20 protein-coding genes are annotated in these 24,376 nt (G+C 75.4%); 10 read left to right on the top strand and 10 right to left on the bottom strand.

Features of this window, described 5'->3' with window-relative positions:
- The first annotated feature begins 52 nt into the window (after positions 1 to 52).
- The 3 genes from AB5J87_RS21245 (at position 53) to AB5J87_RS21235 (ending at position 4,841) form a co-directional block, all read left to right on the top strand.
- The gene (locus tag AB5J87_RS21245; RefSeq protein WP_369378476.1) at positions 53 to 925 is read left to right on the top strand and encodes an RNA polymerase sigma factor SigF; all 873 of its coding nucleotides are present in this window, start codon (positions 53 to 55) and stop codon (positions 923 to 925) included.
- Positions 926 to 1,051: 126 nt separating this feature from the next.
- Positions 1,052 to 2,239 (top strand): DegT/DnrJ/EryC1/StrS family aminotransferase, encoded by a 1,188-nt coding sequence (locus AB5J87_RS21240; RefSeq protein WP_369378475.1) that lies wholly within the window; start codon positions 1,052 to 1,054, stop codon positions 2,237 to 2,239.
- A complete protein-coding gene (locus tag AB5J87_RS21235) occupies positions 2,232 to 4,841 on the top strand; it encodes a lipopolysaccharide biosynthesis protein (RefSeq protein ID WP_369378474.1) in 2,610 nt (869 codons plus the stop codon). The genes AB5J87_RS21240 and AB5J87_RS21235 overlap by 8 nt, the downstream gene beginning before the upstream one ends.
- A gap of 640 nt (positions 4,842 to 5,481) precedes the next feature.
- Here the strand turns inward: AB5J87_RS21235 and AB5J87_RS21230 are convergent.
- From AB5J87_RS21230 to AB5J87_RS21205, 6 genes are all read right to left on the bottom strand, one after another.
- Entirely contained in the window at positions 5,482 to 5,865 is a 384-nt protein-coding gene (locus AB5J87_RS21230; protein ID WP_369378473.1) for a hypothetical protein, read from the bottom strand.
- 362 nt (positions 5,866 to 6,227) lie between these two features.
- Entirely contained in the window at positions 6,228 to 8,183 is a 1,956-nt protein-coding gene (locus AB5J87_RS21225; RefSeq protein ID WP_369378472.1) for a hypothetical protein, read from the bottom strand.
- A 127-nt stretch (positions 8,184 to 8,310) separates the two neighbouring features.
- Positions 8,311 to 9,087 carry a polysaccharide deacetylase family protein gene (locus tag AB5J87_RS21220; protein WP_369383614.1) on the bottom strand — a complete coding sequence of 259 codons (777 nt, stop codon included), beginning with the start codon at positions 9,085 to 9,087 and terminating at the stop codon, positions 8,311 to 8,313.
- Between the two features lie 251 nt (positions 9,088 to 9,338).
- On the bottom strand, positions 9,339 to 10,706 hold the full coding sequence (locus AB5J87_RS21215) for a glycosyltransferase family 2 protein (protein WP_369378471.1): 1,368 nt from the start codon (positions 10,704 to 10,706) through the stop codon (positions 9,339 to 9,341).
- Positions 10,707 to 10,749: 43 nt separating this feature from the next.
- Positions 10,750 to 11,844, bottom strand: coding sequence for a GNAT family N-acetyltransferase (locus AB5J87_RS21210; protein WP_369378470.1), 1,095 nt, complete (start codon positions 11,842 to 11,844; stop codon positions 10,750 to 10,752).
- Between the two features lie 109 nt (positions 11,845 to 11,953).
- Positions 11,954 to 12,646 carry an aspartate/glutamate racemase family protein gene (locus AB5J87_RS21205; protein ID WP_369378469.1) on the bottom strand — a complete coding sequence of 231 codons (693 nt, stop codon included), beginning with the start codon at positions 12,644 to 12,646 and terminating at the stop codon, positions 11,954 to 11,956.
- Positions 12,647 to 12,699: 53 nt separating this feature from the next.
- Here AB5J87_RS21205 and AB5J87_RS21200 point away from each other — a divergent pair, with 53 nt between their 5' ends.
- Together AB5J87_RS21200 and AB5J87_RS21195 are read left to right on the top strand one after the other, a co-directional pair.
- Positions 12,700 to 13,356 (top strand): HD domain-containing protein, encoded by a 657-nt coding sequence (locus AB5J87_RS21200; RefSeq protein ID WP_369378468.1) that lies wholly within the window; start codon positions 12,700 to 12,702, stop codon positions 13,354 to 13,356.
- A gap of 160 nt (positions 13,357 to 13,516) precedes the next feature.
- Entirely contained in the window at positions 13,517 to 14,392 is an 876-nt protein-coding gene (locus AB5J87_RS21195) for an NAD(P)H-binding protein (protein ID WP_369378467.1), read from the top strand.
- Here AB5J87_RS21195 and hutI read toward each other — a convergent pair.
- From hutI to hutU, 4 genes are all read right to left on the bottom strand, one after another.
- A complete protein-coding gene (gene hutI / locus AB5J87_RS21190) occupies positions 14,371 to 15,540 on the bottom strand; it encodes an imidazolonepropionase (RefSeq protein ID WP_369378466.1) in 1,170 nt (389 codons plus the stop codon). The two genes, AB5J87_RS21195 and hutI, sit on opposite strands and share 22 nt — an antisense overlap.
- Before the next feature lie 333 nt (positions 15,541 to 15,873).
- Positions 15,874 to 17,211 (bottom strand): formimidoylglutamate deiminase, encoded by a 1,338-nt coding sequence (locus AB5J87_RS21185; protein WP_369378465.1) that lies wholly within the window; start codon positions 17,209 to 17,211, stop codon positions 15,874 to 15,876.
- The gene (locus tag AB5J87_RS21180; protein WP_369383613.1) at positions 17,202 to 18,392 is read right to left on the bottom strand and encodes an allantoate amidohydrolase; all 1,191 of its coding nucleotides are present in this window, start codon (positions 18,390 to 18,392) and stop codon (positions 17,202 to 17,204) included. The genes AB5J87_RS21185 and AB5J87_RS21180 overlap by 10 nt, the downstream gene beginning before the upstream one ends.
- Before the next feature lie 665 nt (positions 18,393 to 19,057).
- On the bottom strand, positions 19,058 to 20,719 hold the full coding sequence (hutU, locus tag AB5J87_RS21175; protein ID WP_369378464.1) for a urocanate hydratase: 1,662 nt from the start codon (positions 20,717 to 20,719) through the stop codon (positions 19,058 to 19,060).
- Between the two features lie 122 nt (positions 20,720 to 20,841).
- Between hutU and AB5J87_RS21170 the strand changes: the two genes are divergently transcribed.
- The 5 genes from AB5J87_RS21170 to AB5J87_RS21150 all read left to right on the top strand — a co-directional run bounded on the left by AB5J87_RS21170 (position 20,842) and on the right by AB5J87_RS21150 (position 24,321).
- Positions 20,842 to 22,173 (top strand): diaminopimelate decarboxylase, encoded by a 1,332-nt coding sequence (locus tag AB5J87_RS21170; protein ID WP_369378463.1) that lies wholly within the window; start codon positions 20,842 to 20,844, stop codon positions 22,171 to 22,173.
- 180 nt (positions 22,174 to 22,353) lie between these two features.
- Positions 22,354 to 22,752: a hypothetical protein gene (locus AB5J87_RS21165; protein WP_369378462.1), complete on the top strand. Its 399-nt coding sequence runs from the start codon at positions 22,354 to 22,356 to the stop codon at positions 22,750 to 22,752.
- Positions 22,753 to 22,814: 62 nt separating this feature from the next.
- The gene (locus AB5J87_RS21160; RefSeq protein WP_369383612.1) at positions 22,815 to 23,444 is read left to right on the top strand and encodes a transcriptional regulator; all 630 of its coding nucleotides are present in this window, start codon (positions 22,815 to 22,817) and stop codon (positions 23,442 to 23,444) included.
- Positions 23,441 to 23,872, top strand: coding sequence for a roadblock/LC7 domain-containing protein (locus AB5J87_RS21155; RefSeq protein ID WP_369383611.1), 432 nt, complete (start codon positions 23,441 to 23,443; stop codon positions 23,870 to 23,872). The genes AB5J87_RS21160 and AB5J87_RS21155 overlap by 4 nt, the downstream gene beginning before the upstream one ends.
- A gap of 74 nt (positions 23,873 to 23,946) precedes the next feature.
- Positions 23,947 to 24,321, top strand: coding sequence for a hypothetical protein (locus AB5J87_RS21150; protein ID WP_369378461.1), 375 nt, complete (start codon positions 23,947 to 23,949; stop codon positions 24,319 to 24,321).
- Positions 24,322 to 24,376 lie beyond the last annotated feature (55 nt).

Genomic DNA, 24,376 nt, shown 5'->3' with positions numbered 1-24,376 from the left:
TCGCCACGTATGGGCATCGGCGGCCATATGCCGAGAACGATGGAGGAGACCCATGTCACCCCGGCTCGACGAATCCGTGGATACGTCGGCAACGCACGTACCGCACACCCCGATCGAGGGACTCGACGGCCTTCCGGAGATCCCTCCCTACGAGGAGATCGCCCCGCTCGACGCGCGGGCCCTGTCGAAGACGCTCTTCGCCCGGCTCGACTCGCTGGAAGAGGGCACCCACGCGTACTCCTACGTACGCAACACGCTCGTCGAACTGAACCTGGCCCTGGTCAAGTTCGCCGCCTCCCGGTTCCGCTCCCGCAGCGAGCCGATGGAGGACATCATCCAGGTCGGCACCATCGGCCTCATCAAGGCCATCGACCGCTTCGAGTACGACAGAGGCGTCGAGTTCCCGACCTTCGCGATGCCGACCATCATCGGCGAGATCAAGCGCTTCTTCCGCGACACCTCCTGGTCGGTCCGGGTCCCCCGGCGCCTCCAGGAACTCCGGCTGGACCTGGCCAAGGCGGGCGACGAACTCGCCCAGCAACTGGACCGCGCACCGACGGTGGGCGAGCTCGCCGAGCGCCTGGGCATCAGCAAGGAAGAGGTCGTCGAGGGAATGGCGGCGAGCAACGCGTACACCGCGAGCTCGCTGGACGCCCAGCCCGAGGAGGACGACACCGAGGGCGCGCTCTCGGACCGCATCGGCTACGAGGACCACGACCTCGAAGGCGTCGAGTACATCGAGTCGTTGAAGCCGCTGATCGCCGAACTCCCGCCCCGGGACCGGAAGATCCTGTCGCTGCGGTTCGTCGCCAACATGACGCAGTCCGAGATCGGCGAGGAGCTCGGCATCTCCCAGATGCACGTCTCCCGGCTGCTGGCGCGCACCCTGTCACAGCTGCGCAGGGGCCTCACGCTCGAAGAGTGAGGCGCCCGCCCGGGCACGCCTGTACGACGGCCCGTCCCTTCCGGGGACGGGCCGTCGGCGTTGTTGACGAACCGTGCGGACTGGGTCACATTGAGCGACGGGGCAACCGCGGGTCTGGGGGGACTCATGCCGTACGGGACCACGTCGTGCGCGGCGCTGGAACGGACCATGCGGGACCGGCTCGGACGGGAGTGCCTGTACGTGCCCTCCTGCCGCCTCGGACTGTACGTGGCCCTGCGCCACTGGTGCCCGCCCGGCGGCCGGGTGCTGATGTCGCCCGTCAACGACGACGTCATCCTCTTCGTGGTGCTCGCGGCCGGACTGCGGCCCGTCCAGGCCCCGCTCGACCCGCGCGACGGCTCCCTCGACGCCGCCGCCGTCCCCGAGGAGACCTGGCGCGGCCTGTCCGCCGTCCTCACCACCAATCTGTACGGCAACCCCGACCCGGCGCCCGCGCTGCGCGCCCGCTGCGACCGGTCGGGCATCGCGCTCATCGAGGACGCGGCCCACGCCATCGGCAGCGAGGTGGCGGGACGGCCCGTCGGCACCTTCGGCGACGCCGCCGTCTTCTCGCTCTCCAAGCACACCGCCGCCAAGGCGGGCGGCTTCCTCGCCGTCGCCGACCCCGGACTGCGCGAGGCGCTCGCCAAGTCCCGCGACGCGCTCCTGGAACCCCCGCGCCGCACCGCCGAACTCGCCTACTGGGCGCGACCGTACGCGGAGGCCGCCGTGCGCGGACTGCGGCTCGCACCCGCCGCGTGGGCGGTGCTGCGGATGCTCGGACGCCAGGAGCGCGCGGACATCCGGATGCCGCTCAGACCCGACGCGCTCGGCCGGGCCGTCGCCGCCGCGCCCGCGCTGGACGCCTTCCACTCCTGGGTCCGGGTGGACCTGCACGACTACCGCACGGACGCGGGCGGCCCCCGCAGGGCCCGGATCGGGCGGAAGCTGGCGCGCCTGGACGACGTGCTCGCCCGCCACCTCGCCGGGACCCGGACCCTGCTGGCCAGCCCGTGGGCGCGGCCCGGCCCCGGACCCGTGCAGCCGCTGTTCCGGGTGCCGCTGCTGGTCGAGGACCGGGACGCGGCGCGGGCCGCGCTCGCCCGGGCCCGGATCCCCGTCGGCTACCTCTACGACCCGCCGCTGGACGACTACGCGGGCGCCGCGTTCACCGAGCCCTCGCCCGCCCCGGAGGCCGCCCGCTGGTTCGCCGCGCACGCACTGCCCGTCGACCCCCTCCGGGCCGACCGGGCCCTGCGGGTGCTGGCGGAGTCCGGGACCCGGCCCGCGAGAGGCGGCCCCGGCGGTGTCTGACACCACCTCCGGGTCCCACCGGGCGGTGGGACCCGGCGCGGCGGCGGGCGGGCGGGGGCGGCCGGAGGCCGGGGGCGGGCCGGAGCACCCGGAGGCCGCAGGTGGGCCGCAGCGCACGGAGGCCGGAGGCGGGCCGCAGCGCCCCGAGCCCGGAGGTGCGCCGCCCGACCGGGCCGCCGACGGCCGGGACTCGATGTTCCGCAACGCCTACGCCCTGATGCTCTCCACCGCCGTCTCGGCCGCGCTCGGCCTCGGCTTCTGGCTGGTCGCGGCCCGCTACTACAGCGAGGAGGCGGTCGGCCGGGGCTCGGCCGCCATCGCCGCGATGCGGCTGCTCGCCTCGATCGCCGCCACCACCATGATGGGCGCCGTGGTGCGCTACGTGCCGCGCGCGGGCCGCGCGACCGGGCCGCTGGTGGTACGGGCGTACCTGGCGAGCACCGGCGTGGTGGCGGTGGCCAGCGTCGGCTTCCTGCTCACGCTGCCCCGGTGGGGCGCCTCCTACGCGCCGCTCGGCGGCCCCGGCCCCGGGATCCTCTTCACCCTCGCCGCCGTCGCCTGGTCGGTCCTCACCCTCCAGGACGGGGTGCTCACGGGGCTGCGCAAGGCGGTGTGGGTGCCGGTCGGCAACGCGGTCTTCTCCCTCGGCAAGCTGCTGCTGCTCGCCGCGTTCGCCGGACTCACGCTGGGCGTGTTCGTCTCCTGGGCGGCGGCGATGGCGCTCTCCATCCTGCCGCTCGGCCTGCTGGTCTTCCGCAGGCTGATCCCCGCGCAGGCCGCCGCCGACCACGACCGCCCGGTGCCCGAGGCCCGCGAGATCGTGCGCTTCCTGGCGGGCGACTCGGTGGGCGCGCTGTTCTCGCTCGCGATGATCAACCTGCTGCCGGTGCTGGTAGCGGTCCGCTTCGACGCGGCGCAGAACGGCTTCTTCTACATCGCGTACACGGTGGGCGGGACCATGGAGTTCATGGCCATCAACATGGCCTCCTCGCTCACCGCGCACGCCTCGCACAGCCCGGACCGGCTCGCCGACGGCGTACGGGGAGCGCTGCGGCGGATGGTGCTGCTGCTGGTCCCCGTCATCGCCTTCCTGATCGCCTTCGCCCCGCGGATCCTCGCCCCGTTCGGCGCCGACTACGCCGAGCACGGCACCCCGGTGCTGCGGCTGCTCGCCGCCGCCGCGCTGCCCCGGGTCGCCGTCGAACTCTGGATCGGGGTGCTCCGCGTCCAGGGCCGCACCGGTGTCCTCGCCCTGCTCCAGGGCGCCATGTGCACGCTGGTGCTCGGCAGCGCGGCGGTACTGCTGCGCACCACCGGCATCGAGGGCGCGGGCTGGGCGGTCCTGGTGTCGATGACCGTGATGGCGCTGGTCTCCGCGCCCGGACTGCGCGCGGCGCTGGCCGGACGCGCCACGGTACGGGCGGCGCGCGGGGACGGGGCCGAGGAGTACGGCACCGGGTGGGCGCGCCGCGCGGCGCTGGCACGGGCGGAGGAGGCGAAGGGGTACGGAACGCGGTGGACCACCCAGACCGCGTATCTGAGCGGCGGCCTGGACACGGGGACGCCGGCGCTGGGGATCCCGGTGTACGTGCCCGGGGCGTCGGCCGGGGCGTCGGCCGGGGCCGGGTCGGGCTCCGGCTCCGGTGGGAGCGCCGGCACCCTGCGGCTGCGGGCGGTCGGGCCGGACGGGGGGCCTGACGGGGCGTCGGCCGGGGCCGTGTCGGGCTCCGGCTCCGGCTCCGGCTCCGGTGGGAGCGCCAGCACCCTGCGGCTGCGGGCGGTCGGGCCGGGCGGGGAGCCCGACGGGGGGCCTGACGGGGCGCGGTGGGCGGGGAGGACCGGCGGGGCTGACGGGGCGCTGCCGGCCGGAAGGACCGGCGGGGCTGACGGGGCGCTGTGGGCCGGGAGGACCGGCGGGCCCGACGAGTCGCTGTGGGCCGGGAGGACCGGCGGGCCCAACGAGTCGCTGTGGGCCGGGAAGACCGGCGGGCCCGATGAGTCGCTGCTGGCCGGTGCCTTGTGGGTGCTCCTGGGACTGGCGGCCGGGCTGTTCTGGGTGCCGCTCTCGCGTGTCGCGGACATCGGCTCCGAACGCGTCGACGGCGCCCAGTTGTTCGCCGCCCTGCCGCCCGTCTCGCTCACCGCCGGAGTGCTGCTCGTCGTCGTGTGCAGCGCGGCCGTCTCCCTCTGCCGGGCGCGGCCCGCGCTGCTCGCCGCGGCGCTGGGCGTGACCGTGGCCGCGCTGCACACCGCGCCGCTGATCCTCGGGGTGCGGCCGGACCCGTTGCGCGGACCGTGGCACGAGCCGCTCGCCCGGATGCTGAGCGAGGTGGCCGGGCTGGGCTCGCCCGCCGGGGCGGAGCGGTGGCTGCCGCCCGTCCTCCAGCTGCTGTGCCTGGGGCTGGTCGTGGTGACGTTGACGGGGCTGGGGGTGCGCTGGCGGGTGACGTCGGTACTGGTGTGGGTGCTGGCGGTGACGGGCTGGGCCGCCCAGTCCGCCTTTGCCCGGGCGGGGGTGCCGGTGTTCGTGGGGCTGTGCGTGTGCGCGGCGCTCGCCACACTGTGGGGCCACGCGGCCCCCCGGGCCCGCGACCTCGGGTAGCCCGCTGCCTGCGGCCCGTGCGGGGCTGGTCGCGCAGTTCCCCGCGCCCCTTTTGGGCCCGGTGTTCGTCTGCGGCCCGGTGGATGGTTGCGCGCGCAGTTCCCCGCGCCCCTAGGGGCTACCCGGCAGCCAGAGAAGCCGGCTCGGCCCCTGGATGGTTCGTCGTCCGCGAGCCGGCGGGGGCCTGTCGCGCAGTTCCCCGCGCCCCTAAGGGGTACCCGGCAGCCAGAGAAGTCGGCTCAGCCCCTGGATGGTTCGTCGTCCGCGAGCCGGCGGGGGCCTGTCGCGCAGTTCCCCGCGCCCCTGGGTAGTCCGTTGACTGCGGGCCGGTGATCCCTCCTCGCGCAGTTCCCCGCGCCCCTAGGGGGTACCGGTAGCCGGAGAAGTCAGCTCAGCCACAGGCTTTCAGGGGCGCGGGGAACTGCGCGAGAAGCGACCACAGCCCGCAGACGAAGACGGGTTTCCAGGGGCGCGAGGAACTGCGCGACAAGCGACCACGGCCCGCAGACGAAGGCGGGTTTTAGGGGGCGCGGGGAACTGCGCGACCAGCCCACCACCGGCCCGCAGACAAACACCCGGCCCAGAAGGGGCGCGGCCGACCCACCACCAGGCCGCAGCCGAAGCTCGGGCACAAGAGTCCTCAGCGGCGTCGCCCCCGCTCCACCGCCCCCCGCGTCGCCGCCGGCAACGGCAACCCCGGAAACGCCGACGCCAGCGTCGTGAAGGCGGCCAGCGCCAAGAGGAACGCCGTCGCCGAGAAACCCCGTACCAGGAACAGGCAGGTCGACACCAACGCCCCCAGCGACATGCTCAACGGCGCCGCCAGCGCCAGCGCCTCCAGCCGGGCGCCCGGCCGCAGCATGTCCGGCTGCGGATAGAGCAGCGCGAACCCGGGCCCGAGGCACACGAAGAGCAGCACCGGAATCCAGCGCACCGCACTGCCCCCCGGCAGCAGCGTCGCCGCCAGCGCCAGCCACCCGGAGAGCGCCACGGCGACACGGATACGGTTCTGAGCGAGGGACACGACGGCTCTCCTCCGACAGGCACGGCAACGGCACAGGCACAGGCACAGCAACGGGCACGGGCAGGGGCCCGGCACGGCCACGGCACGAGCAGGGCCACGGCACCGGCAGGGCAGGGCCACGGCACGGGCAGGGGCAGCCCGGCACGGCCACGGCACCGGCAGCATGGGCAAGGCCACGGCCACAGGCACGGCAGGGCCACAGCACCGGCAGGGCCACGCAGGGACGGGGGCAGGGCACCGGCAGGGCCACAGCCACAACCACGGCACCCGCACCCCGCACCCCGCACCCCGACCGCACAGCCCGCCCCAGCCGCTGTCCGGGCCCGCCCGGACGGGGACCCCGCTTCCCGCCAGCCCGCCCCTCACCGACCCCCCGCCCCTCGATACCGCAGCACCGTCCCGTACCCACTCCGCTCGACCACCTCGAACAGCGGCGACGCCGAGAGCTTCGCCGTCAGTTGGGCGAAGCCTCCCGGTGGCAGCAGCCCCTCGCCCGCCGTGTAGATGTCCTGGGTCCGGGTGAGCAGCACGTACGCGGGCCGCCCGTCCTTGGGCAGGCCCGGCAGCAGGAACCCGGCCGGGTCCTTCAGCATCCTGATGTTGTCGGGCAGCGCCTGCTCCGCGAAGAACCAGTGCTCCAGCTGGTCGTAGCGGTGCAGTGCCATCGGGAAGGAGCCGGTCGCGGCGAGGATCAGCGAATCGCGCGGGGCCTCGTCGATCACCTTGGTGACGAGGGCGGTCTCGGCGGGCGGGGTGTAGTACATCCGCTCCTTGCCGTAGTACGCGGGCAGGAACCCGGCGACCAGCGCGAGCAGTACGGCGGGCAGCGCCACCGCCGCCGCTCTTCGCCGCGTCCGAGGCCCCAGCCGCAACCCCGGCCCCAGCCCCGCGCGCTCCCGCGTCCGACCGGGCCCGCCGCGTCCGCCGCGTCCGCCCGGCGCGGGCACCAGTGCCGCCGCCGCGAAGAACGCCGCCCCGGGAAGCCCGAACAGATAGACCCGGAAGAGCATTTCGCCGCCGTAGTCGTTGACCGCGAACATCGGCACCGGCGCGACGGAGACCAGCAGCAGCGGCAGCGCGCTCTTCAGCAGTCTGCGCCGGGTCAGTACGGCGAAGGCGGCCAGCGCGGCCACCACGAGCACCATCACGATGTCGGCCCGGCCCTGGAGCACGGGCCCGGGGCCGGTGAGCTCGCCCGCGTACCCGGCGCGCGAGTTGTTGAGGAGGTTGCCCACGGACTCCTTGAGCGAGCCGAGCGTCTCCACGAACAGGTCGCGGCCCATCGTCAGGTCCCAGATCAGCATGATCACACCGGTGACGACCAGCAGACCCGGATTGCGGTAGCGGCGGGTGAGGTTGAGCGCCAGCAGCGAGACGCAGAGCATCACCGGGGTGAGCTGGTGGGTGAAGTTGATCGCGGCGATCAGCGGGGCGAGGATCGCCACGCACACCGCGCGCTGGCGGGCCGTGGTCGGCGGCGGCACGGAGGCGGCGGCCGGGTCCAGCCGGTCCCGCGAGCGCAGCTCTCCGGCGGAGCCCGGCCGGACGAAGTGGCGCAGCACCACGGCCAGTACGGACAGGTGCAGGATCAGCGCGAGGCCCTGCGGCGAGAAGTAGTCCTGGCCGACCCAGTTGGCCGCCTCGAAGATCCACACGCCGGTCCACACCAGCCGCCAGTCCTCGGCGAAGGTGCGGTAGAGCAGCACCAGGACGGGGATGAGGACCACGCCGTAGAAGAGGGCGGCCCAGTTCAGGTACGACTGGGTGGTCTGTACGCCGAAGGCGCGCACCAGCGCCGAGTTGAGGGTGAAGAAGCCGGGCCACTGGTCGTAGGCGGCCATGTTGCCCGAGAGCGGGGTGTTCGGCCGCAGCTCCTGGTTGACCAGCAGATGGGTGACGACCGCGTCGTGCTTGGAGGCCCACGGGTAGCGCACCGAGTCGTACAGGATCGCGGGGGGCGCCTTCAGCGCGAACAGCAGCGCGACGCTGTAGAGGGCGGGCCACCAGGGCGCGGTGCCCGCCCGCCGCAGGCTGACCACGAATCCGGCGGTGAGGACGGCGAGGGAGAGGAAGAAGGCGGCGGGCAGCTTGTCCAGCAGGCCCCAGTCCCCCATGTGCCGGTAGTCGACGCGCGGCAGCGCGTACAGCCACAGGGCGGTCGCCGCCGCCAACGGCAGCCAGGTGAAGAGAGTTTGAGGATCCGTCAGGTAGTGCGGGCGGTGGCCCGGGGGGTGCGCGGGGCCCGCCGTCCCGTTGGCTCCGCTCTGCGGTGGCGGCCCGCCGTCTCCGGTCGCGGGCGCGGGCACGTGGTGCTGCACAGTGCGACTCCCCCCACGGATGTGGTGTGCGGCCGTCACGCCGCCGTCCCCTGGCTGTCCCTTCAGCGAAGTATAGGAACGCGCTTCGCTTTTGTACTGCTGTCGTACCGGGCCCGTCCCGGGCGGCTCACCCCGCGAAGACGGGCCCGCGCACGGCCGCCCGGGCCCTGCGGTAGAGCCGCCAGCCCACGGTCGCCGCCGAGTCCCGGTACGGGGCGGTACGGGCCCCCGTCCCGGCCATCCACGCCTCGACGTCGGCGGCGGTGTGGCCGCGCCGCACGATGAGGCGGGCGATGCGGTACGCGTCGTCGGACCGCGAGCTCAGCGCGTGCCGCACCGCCACCGCCGTCTCGTATCCGGCGGCGCGGGCGGCCCGGCGCACGGCGGCGCTGTTGTAGCCGTGCGGATAGGCGAGGTGCGCCACCCGGTGGCCCAGCACGTCCTCCAGGGCCGCCTTGGAGTCGGCGAGTTCGCGGCGCAGGGCTCGCGGCGCGAGCGTGTCGAGCTGCGGGTGGGAGACGGTGTGGCCGCCGATCTCGATCCCGTACCGCTCCAGCGCCGGGGCCCGGTCCAGGGTCATCATCGGCGCGGGCGGCAGCAGCGAACGGCCGCCCGGGGCGAGGGCCCCGGTGGTGAGGTACGCGGTCGCGCACAGCCCGCGCGCGGCGAGCGCGTCGGCGGTGGGCCCCGGCAGATCGGCGAACCCGTCGTCGAAGGTCAGCACGACGGGCCTGGCCGGCAGGACGGCCCGCCCGGCGAAGTGGTCGGCCAGCGCCCCGACGGTGACGGGGGTGCGCCCGGCGGCCACGACCGCGTCCAGCTGGGCGGCGAACTGCCCCGGCGCGACGGTGAATTCGGCGATCCAGGCGGGCGGGTCCGCCATCACGGCGTGGTAGAGCAGCACGGGTACGGGTACGGGTACGGGTACGGGTACGGGTACGGGTTCGCGGGCGACGGCGGACGCGGCGGCAGGGGATGCCTGGGCGTCGCCCTCGGGATCGCGCGGAACACCACGGTCACCGCCCGCCTCCCACGGCAGCGCGCCGGACGCGGACGCAGGGGCCGAGGACGCCGGGGCGCCGTCCGCGACGCGACGGCCGGGGGCGCGGCCGGCGCGGCTCTCGTCGCCCGCCGGGTCCTCCCCCCGAACCCCCCTCACCGGCCCGTCTCCCACGGGGGCCGCAGCCCGCGCACCCGGTGCCGGGCCCGTAGGTAGCCGAGCGGGCCGTACAGCATGCCCCGGCGCTCCAGGCGGGACAGGACGCGGGGCCACGGGTAGTCCTGGGTGCCGTGTGCGCCCGGCACCGACTGGGTGCCTGCGGTGCGGTGGGCGCTGATCGCGCGGGCGTGGGCCAGGCCGCGCGGCAGTCGGGCGAGCAGGGCGGGCAGCAGGGCGGGGCGGCGCGCCAGGAGCGCGGTGAGGTAGGCGGTGAGCCCGGCCCCGTATCCGTACGCCTGGTCCTCCAGGTCCTGCCAGGTCTCGCGGTGGTGGTGCCAGACCAGCGCCTCGGGGGTGTAGCGCAGCCCGTGCCCGGCGACGACCGTGCGCGCGAAGGCGTACAGGTCGTCGCCGCCGCGCGCCGGGGTGCCGGTGCCGGTCGCCGGGTCGAAGCCGCCCACCGCGCGCAGGGCGGCGGCCCGGAACGCCATGTTGGCGCCGGAGCCGAACCGGCCCGCCGTGAACGGGAACAGCGGCTCGTCGGCGGGCGGCCGGGCCGGGTCGAAGCGGCGCGGCGCGAAGCCCTTGGTGAAGCCGCCGTGGCTCTCCAGCAGGATCTGCGCGGGCGTGGTCAGCCGGGCGGGCAGGATCAGCCCGGTCGTGCAGCCGAGCGAGGGGTCGGCGGCGAAGGGCGCGGTGAGCGCGCCCAGCCAGTGCGGGTCGGCCACCACGTCGTCGTCGGTGAACGCCACGACCGTCCCCCGGGCCACCGCGACGCCCCGGTTGTGCGCGGCGGCGAGACCCGGCACGGGCTCGCGGACGTAGCGCACGCCGTGCGCCGCGTACCCGCCCTCGACCAGCTCGCGCGTCTGGGCGGTGACGGGGTTGTTGTCGACCACCACGATCTCGTGGTCCGGGTGGTCCTGGGCGAGCAGCGAGTCCAGCGCGCGGGCCAGCTGCCCGGCCCGCTCGCGGGTGGCCACGACGACGGTGGCGCGCGGCGGCCGGACGGGCGGCGCGGACCGGGCGGCGTCCGGCGGCACATGGCCCGCGAGCTGCTTGCGGGCCGCCGCCGCCAGCACCTCGGCGGCGTCCTCGCCGGGCCCCACCCGGCCGAGCACCGTGCCGACGGGGCGCCCCCGCAGCCGGACCAGGACGTACACCTCGCCCCGCGCCACCGGCGGCCCGCCGGGCGCGGGGGCCAGCGAGAGCACCGCGCCGTCGAGCCCGTCGAGGTCGAGCTGGCCGACGCCGATGCCGCCGCGCACGCCCTGCTCCCGGACCAGCCCCTCGGCCTCCGGCAGGGCGGCGGCCGGGGCTTCGCGCGGCCGGGTTCTGTGTGCGTGTTCCCTACGTCGTGACATGCGGATCCCCCCGCGTTCCGGGACGGTTGGGGTGGTGCTGGGCTCAGCGCCCGCGCAGCCGGCCCGCCTGTTTGAGGGCGCGCCGGGCGAAGGCGGTGAGGGCGGGCCGCTCCCGTACGAACCGGTGCGCGCGGCGGGACGGCTCGCGGCGCAGCCAGTACAGCGCGGCCCCGGCCCCCGGGCGCAGCGCGGCGCCCTCGTACACCGGGATCTCGCCGGTCTTCAGGGCGTCCTTGTACTCGGCGGCGCCGCGCCCCAGGTCGAGCGTCCCGATCCCGGCGGCAGCCGCCGCCTCGGCCATCCGCAGGTGCAGGACGAGGCCGGGCGAGTACGTGGCGAACTCCGGGTCGTAGGCGGGGAACCAGCAGGAGAGCTGGGTGCGCGAGCGCAGCCCGAAGTGGGCGGCGACGGGCCGCCCGGCCACCCGCAGCACGGACAGCACGCCGGAGCAGCCGGGCGCGCCGGTCCGCGCCAGAGAGCGCACCAGGCTGCTGATCCACTCCTGGGCGAACCGGTCGCGGCGGCCGGTGCGCCGGTACTGCGCGGACTTCCACGCCATCAGCTGCCGCAGCACCGCCGGGTCGCGCTCGTCGAAGACGAACCGCACCTCACCGGCCCGCCGCGCCAGCTTGCGCTCCTTGGCGGCGGTGGTGCGGAAGAACTTGGGCGAGCGCTCGCGCAGCGCGCTCTCGTACGCCTCGTACCCCGCGCCCACGTCGACGACGAAGGAGGGGAACGTTCCGGCCGCGCCCGGCACGAACAGGTCCTGCCCGGCCTCCAGGTTGTCGAACTCCCAGGCGGATAGCCCGCAGGCGGCCAGCAGCTCCCGCGCGTCCACCCGGGCGTCGGGGCGGGCGATGATCCCCTGGCAGTCGGAGACGCCGTGCCCGATGGCCCGCCCGCGCCCGAAGCGGCCCGCCTCGAAGGGCAGGAACGCGACGGGGTCGCCGCCCTCCCGGACCACCGCGACCCGTGCCGAGGGCCGCACCCGGGCGACGGCGAGGGTGAACTCCGGCTCCATGAAGGGGTTGGCGGGCGAGCCCGACTTCACCCGGATCTCGCGCCAGACGTCCAGCTCGCCGGCGTTCAGCTCACCGGGCCCGACCACCTGGATCCGCGCACCTCGTCCCCTGCTCAACCCGACCTCCCGGCCTCGCCCCGAACGCGTGGCAAGGACGGTACCGGGCGAAATGTCGGGACGGTAGCAGAACGGCCGGTCTGTGACCGGACGGTGAAAGTAGGACCGGCTAGGGCGCGAGCGCGGCCGTCACCGCCGCCTCCGCGTGCAGGCGCGTGGTGGGGAACACCGGTACGGAGACGTGCTCCTGACGGATCAGCAGTTCGATCTCGGTGCAGCCGAGGATCACTCCCCCGGCCCCCTCGGCGACCAGCCGGGCGATCACCTCCCGGTAGGCGGCCCGGGACTCCTCGCGCACCACGCCCAGGCACAGCTCCTCGTAGATGACCCGGTGGACCAGGGCGCGGTCGGCGGCGGCCGGGGTGAGGACGTCCAGGCCGTGCGAGCGGAGCCGGTCGCGGTAGAAGTCCTGCTCCATGGTGAAGGCGGTGCCGAGCAGACCGACGCGCCGCACGCCCCGCGCCCGTACCGCCCCGGCGGTCGCGTCGCCCAGGTGCAGCAGCGGCACGGAGACGGCGGCGGAGACCTGTCCGGCCACCTTGTGCATGGTGTTGGTGCAGATCAGCACGAGGTCGGCACCGGCCGCCTCCAGGCCCTTCGCCGCCGCCGCGAGCACCTCGCCCGCGCGCTCCCACTCACCGGCGCGCTGGAACTCCTCGATCTCGGCGAAGTCCACCGAGTGCAGGAGGCAGCGGGCCGAGTGCAGCCCGCCGAGCCGCTCGCGCACGAGCTCGTTGAGGAGCCGGTAGTACTCCGCGCTGGACTCCCAGCTCATGCCGCCGATCAGGCCGATGGTCCTCATCGCACCACTCTAGGCTTTGCCCAAGATCATTCGTCTGGACGAGGGGTGGGGCCATGAGCGAGCACGAGGTGAGCGGGGTCGCGGGGGTCGGGGTGTCCGGGGTCGGGGTGCCCGGGGTCGCGGGCATCGAGGTGCCCGGGGGCCGGGCGGCCGGGGCCGCGCTGCTGGTCTGCGCGGAGTACGCGGACCCGGCGCTGCGCCACCATTCGCTGCGCTCGTACTTCTTCGGCGCGGCCTGGGCCCGGGAGCACGGATACGCCTACGACGACGAGCTGTTCTTCGTCTCCGCGCTCCTGCACGACCTCTCCCTGACCCCGCCCTTCGACAGCCACTCGCTGCCCTTCGAGGAGGCGGGCGGCCATCTGGCGCGGGTCTTCACGGCGGGCCTGGGCTGGCCCGTGGAGCGGCGCGACCGGGCGGCCGAGCTGATCGTGCTGCACATGCGGGACGACGTGTCGCCGCAGGACGACATCGAGAGCCGGCTGCTGCAGGTGGGGACGACGGCGGACGTCTCGGGCGGCGGACTGGACGCCTTCGACCCGGCGTTCCGGGCGGAGCTGCTGGCGGCCTACCCCCGGCTGGGCTTCGCGGAGACGTTCGTGGACCTCTTCCGCGACCAGGCCGCACGCAAGCCCGGCTGCGCGGCGGCCGGACTGGTGGCGGACGGCTGGGAGGCGCGGGCGCTGGGGAACGCGCTGGACGCGGGGTGAGACGGAAGGGCCGAGGAGAGGTGCGGACGGCGCGGGCCGGGACGGGCGGGCCGCGCCGGGCGGTGCGGGCCCGCGTGCCGGTGGGCCTTGCCGGGCCGCTGCGGCGGCACGATGGCCCACAGTCGGGGAGTTTGACCAGGAGCAGCGACAGGAGGCCCTCATGACCGAGCCGGTCATCGCCGTCACCGGAGCCAGTGGAGCCATCGGCGGGCGGGTGGCCCGGCGCCTCGCCGAACGGGGTGCGGCGACCCGCCTGGTGGGCCGCAGCCCCGGCCGGCTGCCGGACCTGCCGGGCGCGGTCAAGGCGCCGCCCGCCGCGTTCGGGGACGCGGACGCGATGCGGGAGGCGCTGGCCGGGGCCCGCACGCTGCTGATGGTGTCGGCCCACGAGGCCCCCGACCGGGTGCGGGAGCACACCACCGCCGTGGACGCGGCCGTCGCGGCGGGGGTGGAGCGGATCGTGTACGTGTCGTTCCTCGGCGCCGCGCCCGACGCCGCGTTCACCTTCGCGCGCGACCACTGGCACACCGAGCAGCACATCCGGGGCACCGGCCTGGCGCACACGTTCCTGCGCGACAGCCTCTATCTGTCCGGGCTGGCCGCGATGGCGGGCCCGGACGGGGTGATCCGGGGGCCCGCCGGGGACGGCCGGGTCTCGGGCGTGGCGCACGCGGACATCGCGGACGTGGCGACGGCCGTGCTGCTGGCCGGGGCCGGTGAGCACGACGGCGCCGCCTACGACGTCACCGGCCCCGAGGCGCTGACCCTCACCGAGGTGGCGGCGGAGCTGAGCCGGGTGACGGGCCGCACGATCGGCTATGTGGCCGAGACCCGCGAGGAGGCGTTCGCCTCACGGGCCGGGTACGGCGCCGAGGAGTGGGAGGTCACCGGCTGGGTGAGCTCGTACGAGGCGATCGCCACCGGGGAGATGGCGGCGGTCGGCGACACCGTGCCCCGGCTGACGGGGCACCGGGCGCGCTCCTTCGCCGAGTACCTCGACACCCATCCGCGCGCCTACGCGCACTTGATGCCCTGACGCCACACGTCGCGCACCAGCGGCACACCCGGCCGGTAGGCCAGGTGGACGTGGCTCGGCGCGTCCAGCAGCGCCAGGTCCGCGCGGGCGCCCGGGGCGAGACGGCCGACGTCGGTGCGGCGCAGCGCGGCGGCGCCCCCGGCGGTGGCCGCCCACACGGCCTCGTCCGGCGTCATCCCCATGTCCCGTACGGCCAGGGCGACGCAGAACGGCATCGAGGACGTGAACGACGACCCCGGGTTGCAGTCCGTGGACAGCGCGACCGTCACGCCCGCGTCCAGCAGCCGCCGCGCGTCGGGCCACTGGGCGCGGGTGGAGAACTCGGCGCCGGGCAGCAGGGTCGCGACCGTGTTCCCGCTCGCCAGCGCGTCCACGTCGGCGTCGGTGAGGTGGGTGCAGTGGTCGGCGCTGGCCGCGTCGAGCTCGACGGCGAGCTGGACGCCCGGGCCGTACGAGAGCTGGTTGGCGTGCACCCGGGGGGTCAGCCCCTTGGCCCTGCCCGCCGTCAGGATCGCGCGGGCCTGGTCGCCGTCGAAGGCGCCCTTCTCGCAGAACACGTCGACCCAGCGGGCGTGCGGGGCGCAGGCGTCCAGCATCTCGCCGGTGACGAGCGCCACGTAGGCGGCGGGGTCGTCGGCGTACTCCGGGGCCACGATGTGCGCCCCCAGGTACGTGACCTCGTCCGTGTGCTCGGCGGCGATGCGCAGCGCGCGGGCCTCGTCCTCGACGGTGAGGCCGTAGCCGGACTTGGTCTCGAAGGTCGTCGTCCCCTGGCGCAGGGCCTCGCCGAGGTAGCGGGCGATGTTCGCGCCGAGCTCGGCGTCGGTGGCGGCGCGGGTGGCGGCCACGGTGGTGCGGATCCCGCCCGCCCGGTACGCCTGCCCCGACATCCGGGCGTTGAACTCGGCGGTGCGGTCGCCCGCGAAGACGAGGTGCGAGTGGGAGTCGACGAAGCCGGGGATCGCGGTGTGGCCGGTGGCGTCGTGGACGGTGTCGGCCGCCGGGGCGTCCTCGGCGCGGCCGACCCAGGCGATGGTGTCGCCGTCGATGACGAGGGCGGCGTTCTCGATGAGGCCGAGGGGGGTGGGGCCGAGGGTGGGGTCGTTGGTGGTGAGGGTGGTGAGGTTGGTGATGAGGGTGGTGGTCATGGGTTCCTCTCGATGGTTGTTCCCCCCGCGCCCCTGGGTGGTCGGTCGCCTGCGGCCCGGCGGTCGCTCCTCGCGCAGTTCCCCGCGCCCCTTTTTGGGCCCGGTGCCCGTCTGCGGACCGTAGGTGGCTGGTCGCGCAGTTCCCCGCGCCCCTAGGGGGTACCCGGCCGCCGGAGAAGCCAGCTCAGCCACCAGTCTTCAGGGGCGCGGGGAACTGCGCGAGAAGCGAGCACGGCCCGCGGACGAAGGCGGGTTTCAAGGGGCGCGGGGAACTGCGCGAGCGACCCAGCGCCGGGCCGCGGACGAACCCCGGGCCCAAAAGGGGTGCGGGGCTCACTCCCGTAGGGAGGCGATGGCCGACGCCAGGGCCGCGCCCGTGTCCGGGACCGTCGCGTGGCAACCGTCCCGCACCACGACCCGGCCCCCCACCACCACGTCCCGCACATCCGCCGCCGCCCCCGCGAACACCGCCGTCTCCGCCCCCAGCCGCGCCACCGGCCCCGCCGTACGGACCGAGTCCAGCGCCAGCGTGGCGAAGTCGGCGCGGGCGCCCGGCGCGAGCCGCCCCGCGTCGTCCCAGCCCAGCGCCGCGTGCCCGTCGGCGGACGCCGCCCGCAGCAGCGCCGCGGCCGTCCAGTGCCCCCGCGTCCGCGTCCGCAGCCGCTCGTTGAGCTCCATCGCCCGCGCCTCTTCCAGGAGGTCGATCACGGCGTGGCTGTCGCTGCCCAGCGAGAGCGGGGACCCGGCGCGCTGGAGGGCGACCGCCGGGCCGATGCCGTCGGCGAGGTCGCGTTCGGTGGTGGGGCACATGCAGGTGCCCGTTGCCGACCCGCCGAGCAGCGCGATGTCCTCGTCGGTCAGATGCGTGTTGTGGACGCCGGTGGTCCGCGGCCCCAGCACCCCGTGGTCGGCGAGCAGCCGCGTCGGCGTGCAGCCGTGGGCCGCCAGACACGCCTCGTTCTCGGCGACCTGCTCGGAGAGGTGGACGTGGAGCGGCGCCTCCCGCTCCTGCGCCCAGGCCGCCACCTCGCGCAACTGGCCGGCCGGTACGGCCCGTACGGAGTGGACGGCCGCCCCGATCCGTACGCCCTCGCGCGGCTTGAGCAGCGAGACCCGTTCCGCCCACGCCCCGGCGGTGCCGTCGGAGAACCGCCGCTGGTGGCTGTTGGGCGGCTCGCCGAAGCCGGCCGACAGGTACGCCGTGTCGAGCAGGGTGATCCGGATCCCGGCGTCGGCGGCGGCGGCGATCAGCGCCTCGCCCATCGCGTTCGGGTCGGCGTACGGCGTGCCGCCGGGCGCGTGGTGGAGGTAGTGGAACTCGCCCACCGCCGTCACCCCGGCCAGCGCCATCTCCGCGTACACCGCCCGCGCCAGCGCGAAGTACGAGTCGGGGGTGAGGCGCGCCGCGACCGCGTACATCGTCTCGCGCCAGGTCCAGAAGGTGCCCGAGCCCACCTGGACCGTGCCGCGCAGGGCCCGGTGGAAGGCGTGGCTGTGGGCGTTGGCCAGGCCGGGCAGGGTGAGGCCGCGCAGGGCGACGGCGCCGGGGGGCGGCGCCTCGACTCCCGTGCGGAGGGCGGCGATCCGCCCGTCCGCGACCTCCACCAGCACGCCCGGCTCCACCTCGGGGTCGAGCCAGGCGTGCTCCAGCCAGTACGACGTCACCTGCACGCCAGTCCCTCCAGTACGTCGGCGAGTGCGAGCACCCCGGCCACGCAGTCGTCCTCGCCCGCGTGCTCGGCCGGGGAGTGCGAGACGCCGGTGGGGTTGCGCACGAACAGCATGGCGGTCGGGACCGTCCCCGACAGGATCCCGGCGTCGTGTCCGGCGCCGGTGCCCAGGACGGGGGTGTGGCCGCCGAGGATCTTGCCGAGCTCGTCGCGCAGGGCGTGCTCGAACTCGACGACCGGGGTGAACGACTCCCGTACGACGGTGAGGTCCACGCCGTCCCGCTCGGCGCGCTCCTCGGCGGCCCGGTGGATCGCCGTGACGACGGTGTCCAGGGTCGCCTGGTCGGCGGCGCGCGAGTCCAGCCAGCCGCGCACCAGCGACGGGATGGCGTTGACGCCGTTGGGCTCGCAGGAGATCTTGCCGAAGGTGGCGACCGCGCCCGCGAGTTCGGCCTCGCGGCGGGCGGCCAGGACCGTCTCGGCGTAGGTCAGCATCGGGTCGCGGCGGTCCACCAGGCGGGTGGTGCCCGCGTGGTTGGCCTCGCCCGCGAAGTCGAACCGCCAGCGGCCGTGCGGCCAGATCGCCGAGGCGATGCCGATCGCGTCGCCGCTGAGGTCCAGGGCGCGGCCCTGTTCCACGTGCAGCTCGACGAACGCGCCGATGCGGGCGAGGCGTTCGGGGTCCGGGCCGATGGCGTCCGGGTCGTACCCCGCCCGCTCCATCGCCTGCGGCAGGCTGACGCCGTCGCCGTCGCGCAGCCGGTGCGCGGCCTCGACCGTCAGCTGCCCGGCGGCGAGCCGGGAGCCGACGCAGGCCAGGCCGAAGCGGGCGCCCTCCTCGTCGCCGAAGTTGACGAGGGCGAGGGGGCGGGTCGGTACGGCGCCGCGCGCGCGCAGTTCGTCGAGCGCGGCGAAGGCGGAGACGACACCGAGGGGGCCGTCGAAGGCGCCGCCGTCCGGGACGGAGTCCAGGTGCGAGCCCGTCACGACGGCGTCCCCGGCGGTGGGGTCGCCGTGCCAGGCCCACTGGTTGCCGTTCCGGTCGACCTCGTAGGTCAGCCCCCGGGTCTCGGCCTGCGCCCGGAACCACGCGCGGCACTCGGCGTCGGCGGGCGTCCAGGCGAAACGGCGGTAGCCGCGGGTGCCGCTGTCGCGGCCGATGGGGGCGAGGTCGTGCCACATGGTGTGGAACGAGGGGGACTCCCCCACCCCGCCCCTTCCCGAAACGCTCCGCGGGCGGGGGTGGGCAAGGGCCCGACCACCCGGGGGCTGCGCCCCGCCAGGGGCGGGGGGAACAGTGGAGGCCGACTGACCCCCCGGGGGCTCCGCCCCCGACCCCCCGAGCGGGGGCCGCGCCCCCTGCACCCCGCCACGGGGCTGCGCCCCTTCCGAGGCGGAGGAAACAGGGGCCGCGGGCCCTGCCCCGTCAGGCGCGGAGGGAACCGGGGCCGTAGAACCCGCCCCTTCACCAGCCGGGGAACCCGGGGCCGCAGACGCCGCCCCTTCAGGCACGCGGGAAACAGAAGCCGCAGGCCCCGGCCCTCCACCGGCCGGGGAAACCGGAGCCGCAGACCCAGTTTTCTCAGGGGCGCGGGGAACTGCGCGATCAGCCCCCACCGGCGGGGAGCCGACCGACGGCCCGGAGCGGTCCGCCACACCAGGGGCCGACGGCCCGGAGTGGTCAACCGCGCCAGAGGCCGACGGGCCAATGCGGTCAGCCACACCAGAGGCCGACGGGCCAGAGCAGTCCGCCACACCAGAGGCCGACGGCCCAGAGCGGTCAACCGCGCCAGAGGCCCACGGGCCGGAGTGGTTCGGCGCGTCAGGGGCCGACGGGGTTCCCCCCGTCACGCGGACCCCTCCCGCATCGGCACCCGCACACCCCGCTCGTCGGCGACCGACTCCGCGATGTCGTAGCCCGCGTCGACGTGCCGGATGACGCCCATCCCGGGGTCGTTCGTCAGCACGCGGCGGATCTTCTCGCCCGCCAGCGCCGTACCGTCCGCGACCGTGACCTGGCCCGCGTGGATGGAGCGGCCCATGCCGACGCCGCCGCCGTGGTGCAGGGAGACCCAGGACGCGCCGGAGGCGACGTTGACCATGGCGTTCAGGAGCGGCCAGTCGGCGATCGCGTCCGAGCCGTCGAGCATCGCCTCGGTCTCGCGGTACGGGGAGGCCACCGAGCCGCAGTCGAGGTGGTCGCGGCCGATGGCCAGCGGGGCGGCCAGCTCACCGGAGGCGACCATGTCGTTGAAGCGCTCGCCCGCCTTGTCCCGCTCGCCGTAGCCGAGCCAGCAGATGCGCGCGGGCAGCCCCTGGAAGTGGACGCGCTCGCCCGCCATCTTGATCCAGCGGTGCAGCGACTCGTTCTCCGGGAACAGGTCGAGGATCGCCCTGTCGGTCTTGGCGATGTCGGACGCCTCGCCGGAGAGCGCCGCCCAGCGGAACGGGCCCTTGCCCTCGCAGAAGAGCGGGCGGATGTAGGCGGGGACGAAGCCGGGGAAGGCGAACGCCCGGTCGTATCCGGCCAGTTGGGCCTCGCCGCGGATCGAGTTGCCGTAGTCGAAGACCTCGGCGCCCGCGTCCATGAAGCCGACCATCGCCTCGACGTGCCGGGCCATGGACTCGCGGGCGCGGGTGGTGAAGCCCGCCGGGTCCTTGGCCGCGTACGAGGCCATGTCGTCGAAGTCGACGCCGACCGGCAGGTACGCCAGCGGGTCGTGCGCCGAGGTCTGGTCGGTCACGATGTCGATGGGCGCGCCCTCGGCGAGCATCTGCGGCAGCAGCTCCGCCGCGTTGCCGAGCAGGCCGATGGAGAGCGGGCGGCGGGCGTCGCGGGCCTCGACGGCGAGCTCCAGGGCGTGCCGCAGGTTGTCGGCCTTCACGTCGAGGTAGCGGTGCTCGATGCGGCGCTCGATGGCGCGCGGGTCGACGTCGACGCAGATCGCGACGCCGTCGTTCATGGTGACGGCGAGCGGCTGGGCGCCGCCCATGCCGCCGAGCCCGGCGGTGAGGGTGATGGTCCCGGCCAGCGTGCCGTTGAACTTCTTCGCGGCGACGGCCGAGAACGTCTCGTAGGTGCCCTGGAGGATGCCCTGGGTGCCGATGTAGATCCAGGAACCGGCGGTCATCTGGCCGTACATGGTGAGGCCGAGGGCCTCCAGGCGCCGGAACTCCTCCCAGTTCGCCCAGTCGCCCACCAGGTTGGAGTTGGCGATCAGGACGCGCGGGGCCCACTCGTGGGTCTGCATGACGCCGACCGGGCGGCCGGACTGGACCAGCATGGTCTCGTCCTGCTTGAGGGTGCGCAGGGTGCGCACCATCGCGTCGAAGGAGCGCCAGTCGCGGGCGGCCTTGCCGGTGCCGCCGTAGACGACGAGCTTGTCGGGGTGCTCGGCGACCTCGGGGTCGAGGTTGTTCTGGAGCATCCGGAGGGCGGCTTCCTGCTGCCATCCCAGGGCGCTCAGTTCCGTACCGCGCGGTGCCCGTACGGGGCGGGGTCCTGACATGGCGAGGCTCCTCACGACGTGACTCGGATATTCACATCCTGGCGCTATGAATAGAACTAGTCAATACACCGGGACGCCCGGTCCGCCCCCGCGCCGCGCCGCCCGGTGCTTGGCTGGCGGCCATGACCGCGACATCGGCGGCGACGCGCCGCGACCGGGCCGTGCGGGCGGCCGTCACCCAGGGGCTGCTCGGCCCCGGCCTCCCGCTGGCCGCGCTCCTGGACGTGCACGGCGTCCGGGCGGGCGCGGCCCGGCTGCGCGCCGCCTTCGCGGCCGTCACCGACGCCCCCGTGCTGCACACCTTCGCCGTCAAGGCGTGCCCGCTGGTCCCCGTGGTGCGGCTGCTGGCCGACGCGGGCCTCGGCGCGGAGGTGGCCAGCCCCGGCGAGCTGGCGCTGTCCCGGGCGGCCGGGGTCGGGCCCGCCGCCACCGTCCTGGACTCGCCCGCCAAGACGCCCGCCGAGCTGCGCGAGGCACTGGCGCTCGGCATCGCCGTCAACGCCGACAACCCGCAGGAACTGGACCGGCTCGACGCGCTGACCGCCTCGGCCCCGACCGCCTCCCCGCTCGGCCTGCGGATCAACCCGCAGCTGGGCGCCGGGACCATCGGCGCGCTCTCCACGGCGACCGCGACCTCCAAGTTCGGGGTGGCGCTGCGCGACGAGGGGGCGCGCGCCTGGGTGCTCGACGCGTACGCGGCCCGCCCCTGGCTCACCCGGCTGCACGTCCACTCCGGCTCGCAGGGGGTGCCGGTGGCCCTGATGGCCGAAGGGGTGCGGGTGACGTACGAGCTGGCGCGGGAGATCAACGCGCGCGCGGGCCGCCGGCAGGTCGACACGGTCGACATCGGCGGCGGTCTGCCGGTCGACTTCACCTCGGACGAGGCGGAGCCCGCCTTCGAGGCGTACGCGCGGCTGCTCAGGGCCGAGGCGCCCGGGCTGCTGGACGGCACCTTCGCCCTGGTCACCGAGTTCGGCCGGGCCCTGCTGGCCAAGCACGGCACGGTGCTGGCGCGGGTGGAGTACGTGAAGCGCTCCGGCGGGCGCCCCATCGCCGTCACCCACGCGGGCGTCCAGCTCGCGACCCGGACGGTGTACGCGCCGGACGACTGGCCGCTGCGCATCGCCGCGTACGACCGTGAGGGCCGCCCCAAGCGGGGGCCCGTGCTCGTCCAGGACGTGGCGGGCCCCGCCTGCTTCGCGGGCGACCTGCTGGCCCGGGGCCGCGCCCTGCCCGCACTGGAACAGGGCGACCACGTGGCGGCCCTGGACACCGGCGCGTACGGCTTCGCCCACCACTACGCCTACAACAGCCTGGCCCGGCCCGGGGTGTACGGCTTCCGGGAGGGCCCGGACGGGGTGCGGTTCACCGTCGTACGGGCGCCGCAGACCCTCGCCCAGGTGGTCGCGGAGTCGGGCGGCGACCGGCCCGACGCGCTCCTCGGCGACGGCTGACGCCCGCCCCGCGCCGGGCACAGAGGAAGGCCGAACCCTAGCCAGCGACGGGCACGTTCCGCTGGAAAATGCCTCAACTCACCCCATCGGGCCGCACGCTGCGTAACTTCTCCGTCACCACCGCGCGGGGACCGTGCGGCGGGACCTGTCCGTCCACGGCTCCAGGGAGAGGAGTGCGGCGTGCCCGGAATCGACGAGTGCCTGCTGGAGACGATGCGGGTGCCCGGCGCGCGCGGGGCGGCCCTGGTCGACTGGACCAGCGGACTCGCCCTCGGCGCCGTCGGGGACACCCCGGGCGGCGACCACGAGGCCACCGCGGCCGAGACCGCCGAGTTCGCCCGGGCCGCCGCCGAGCACCCGTCCTTCGCCCCCGGCCCCGACGCGGAACCCGCGGGCGCCGCCCCGCCCGTCGAGGACGTCCTCGTCACCACCGGCACCGGCTACCACCTGCTCCACTTCGTGGCGACGGCCTTCGACAGCAGCGTCTTCCTCTATCTGTGGCTCGACCGCGACCAGGGCAACCTGGCCCTGGCCCGGCGGTGCCTGCGCGACCTCGCCGGACAGCTGGTGCCGGCGTGAGCGCGGCCGGGAGCACGACGCAGAGCACGGCCGGCAGCACGGCCGGGGCGCCGCTGTCGCCCATGCTGGTCCGGCTGGTCGCCGAACGGGCCACCGGCGCGCTGCTGCGCGACTGCGGCACCCTCTACCTCGCCGAGGGCTCGGTGGTGCACGCCGAGAGCCCGGCCGCCCCCGGCCTGGACGTCCTGCTCGCCGTCGCCGGGCGGCTGCGCGGCCGGGACTGGCAGCAGACCGTCGACGTGGCGGGCCCGCTCGGGGTCGGCCGCTTCCTGGTCGAGAGCGGCCAGGTCAGCACCGGCGAGCTGGAGCTGTGCCACACCGGCGCCCTGCACGACGCCGCCTTCTTCGCCCTGGCGCCCGGCAGCAGCCCCACCCGCTTCCGGTACGGGACGGCGCACTGGATCGGCGACGTGCGCCCCGTACCGGTACGGGTGGTGGCCCGGGAGGCCGCGCGGCGCCGGGAGCTGCTCAACCGGCTCTGGCCGGACCCCGGCATCGACACCGCCCCCGTGGTGCCCGCGCGCCCGCGCGAGGGGCTGCGGCTGACCGCCCGCCAGCGCGCGCTGCTGACGCTCGCGGACGGCGAGCGCACCCCGCGCGAACTCGCCCGGCTGCTCGGCCGCCCGGCCTTCCACACCCTGGTCGACGTCCGCCGCCTGGCCGTGGCGGGCGCGGTCGAGGCGGCGTGGTGATCCGGGTGCTGCGCCAGCGCGCCGGGCGCCGGCAGCTGGTGGCGGCCGAGACGGAGATCCTCGCCGAGCTGCGCCGGCTGCGGGTGCGGCTGCCGCAGGTCACCGGCGCGCTGGCGGCGGGCTACGACGGCCGGGTGCTGGCCCAGGACGCCGGGGCCGGGGCCGACGCCGTCGCCGTGCTGACCGCCTCCGCCGTGGGCGCTGCCCGCCGGTTCGCCGAGCACAGCGGCCTCGGCGGCCTCCACGAACTCCTCCTGCGCGGCGAGGAGGGCTACGCCGCGACCTACGCGGCGGGCACCGGCGCGCTGCTGACCCTGCTCGCCCAGCCGCGCGTCAACGTGGGCCGGCTGCACCTGGAAGGCCGCCGGGCCTCGGCCCGGATAGGCGAGCTGGTGGACGGCGCGCTCGACAGGCCGGAGAACCCATGACCCCCACCGGATCCCGGGCCGACCGGCCCCGGAGCACCGCGAACGGCACACACCGGAAGGAAAGTGCGAAACGCATGGCGAACACCGAAACCACGCTCAAGGAAGCGATGACCACCATCGAGGGCACGCTCGGAGTGGCACTCGTCGACTACGGCAGCGGCATGGCCCTCGGCACGCTGGGCGGCGGCAAGGACCTGGACCTGAGCGTCGCCGCCGCGGGCAACACCGACGTGGTCCGCGCCAAGGTGCGCACGATGGAGATGCTCGGCCTCAAGGACGAGATCGAGGACATCCTGATCACCCTGGGCGGCCAGTACCACCTCATCCGGATCCTGCGCGGGCGCAACCACAGCGGGCTCTTCCTCTACCTGGCCCTGGACCGCGTCCGCGCCAACCTCGCCATGGCCCGCCACCAGCTCAAGAAGGTGGAGGCGGAACTGGAGGTGTGAACGGCTCCTCCCCGCACGGCGCCGCGCCCGCTCCGGGTGCGGCGCCGTGTCCGCC

Origin of the sequence: Streptomyces sp. cg36 (assembly GCF_041080675.1) — a bacterium.
Taxonomy (GTDB): domain Bacteria; phylum Actinomycetota; class Actinomycetes; order Streptomycetales; family Streptomycetaceae; genus Streptomyces.
This window is presented reverse-complemented; position numbering and strand designations above follow the sequence as displayed.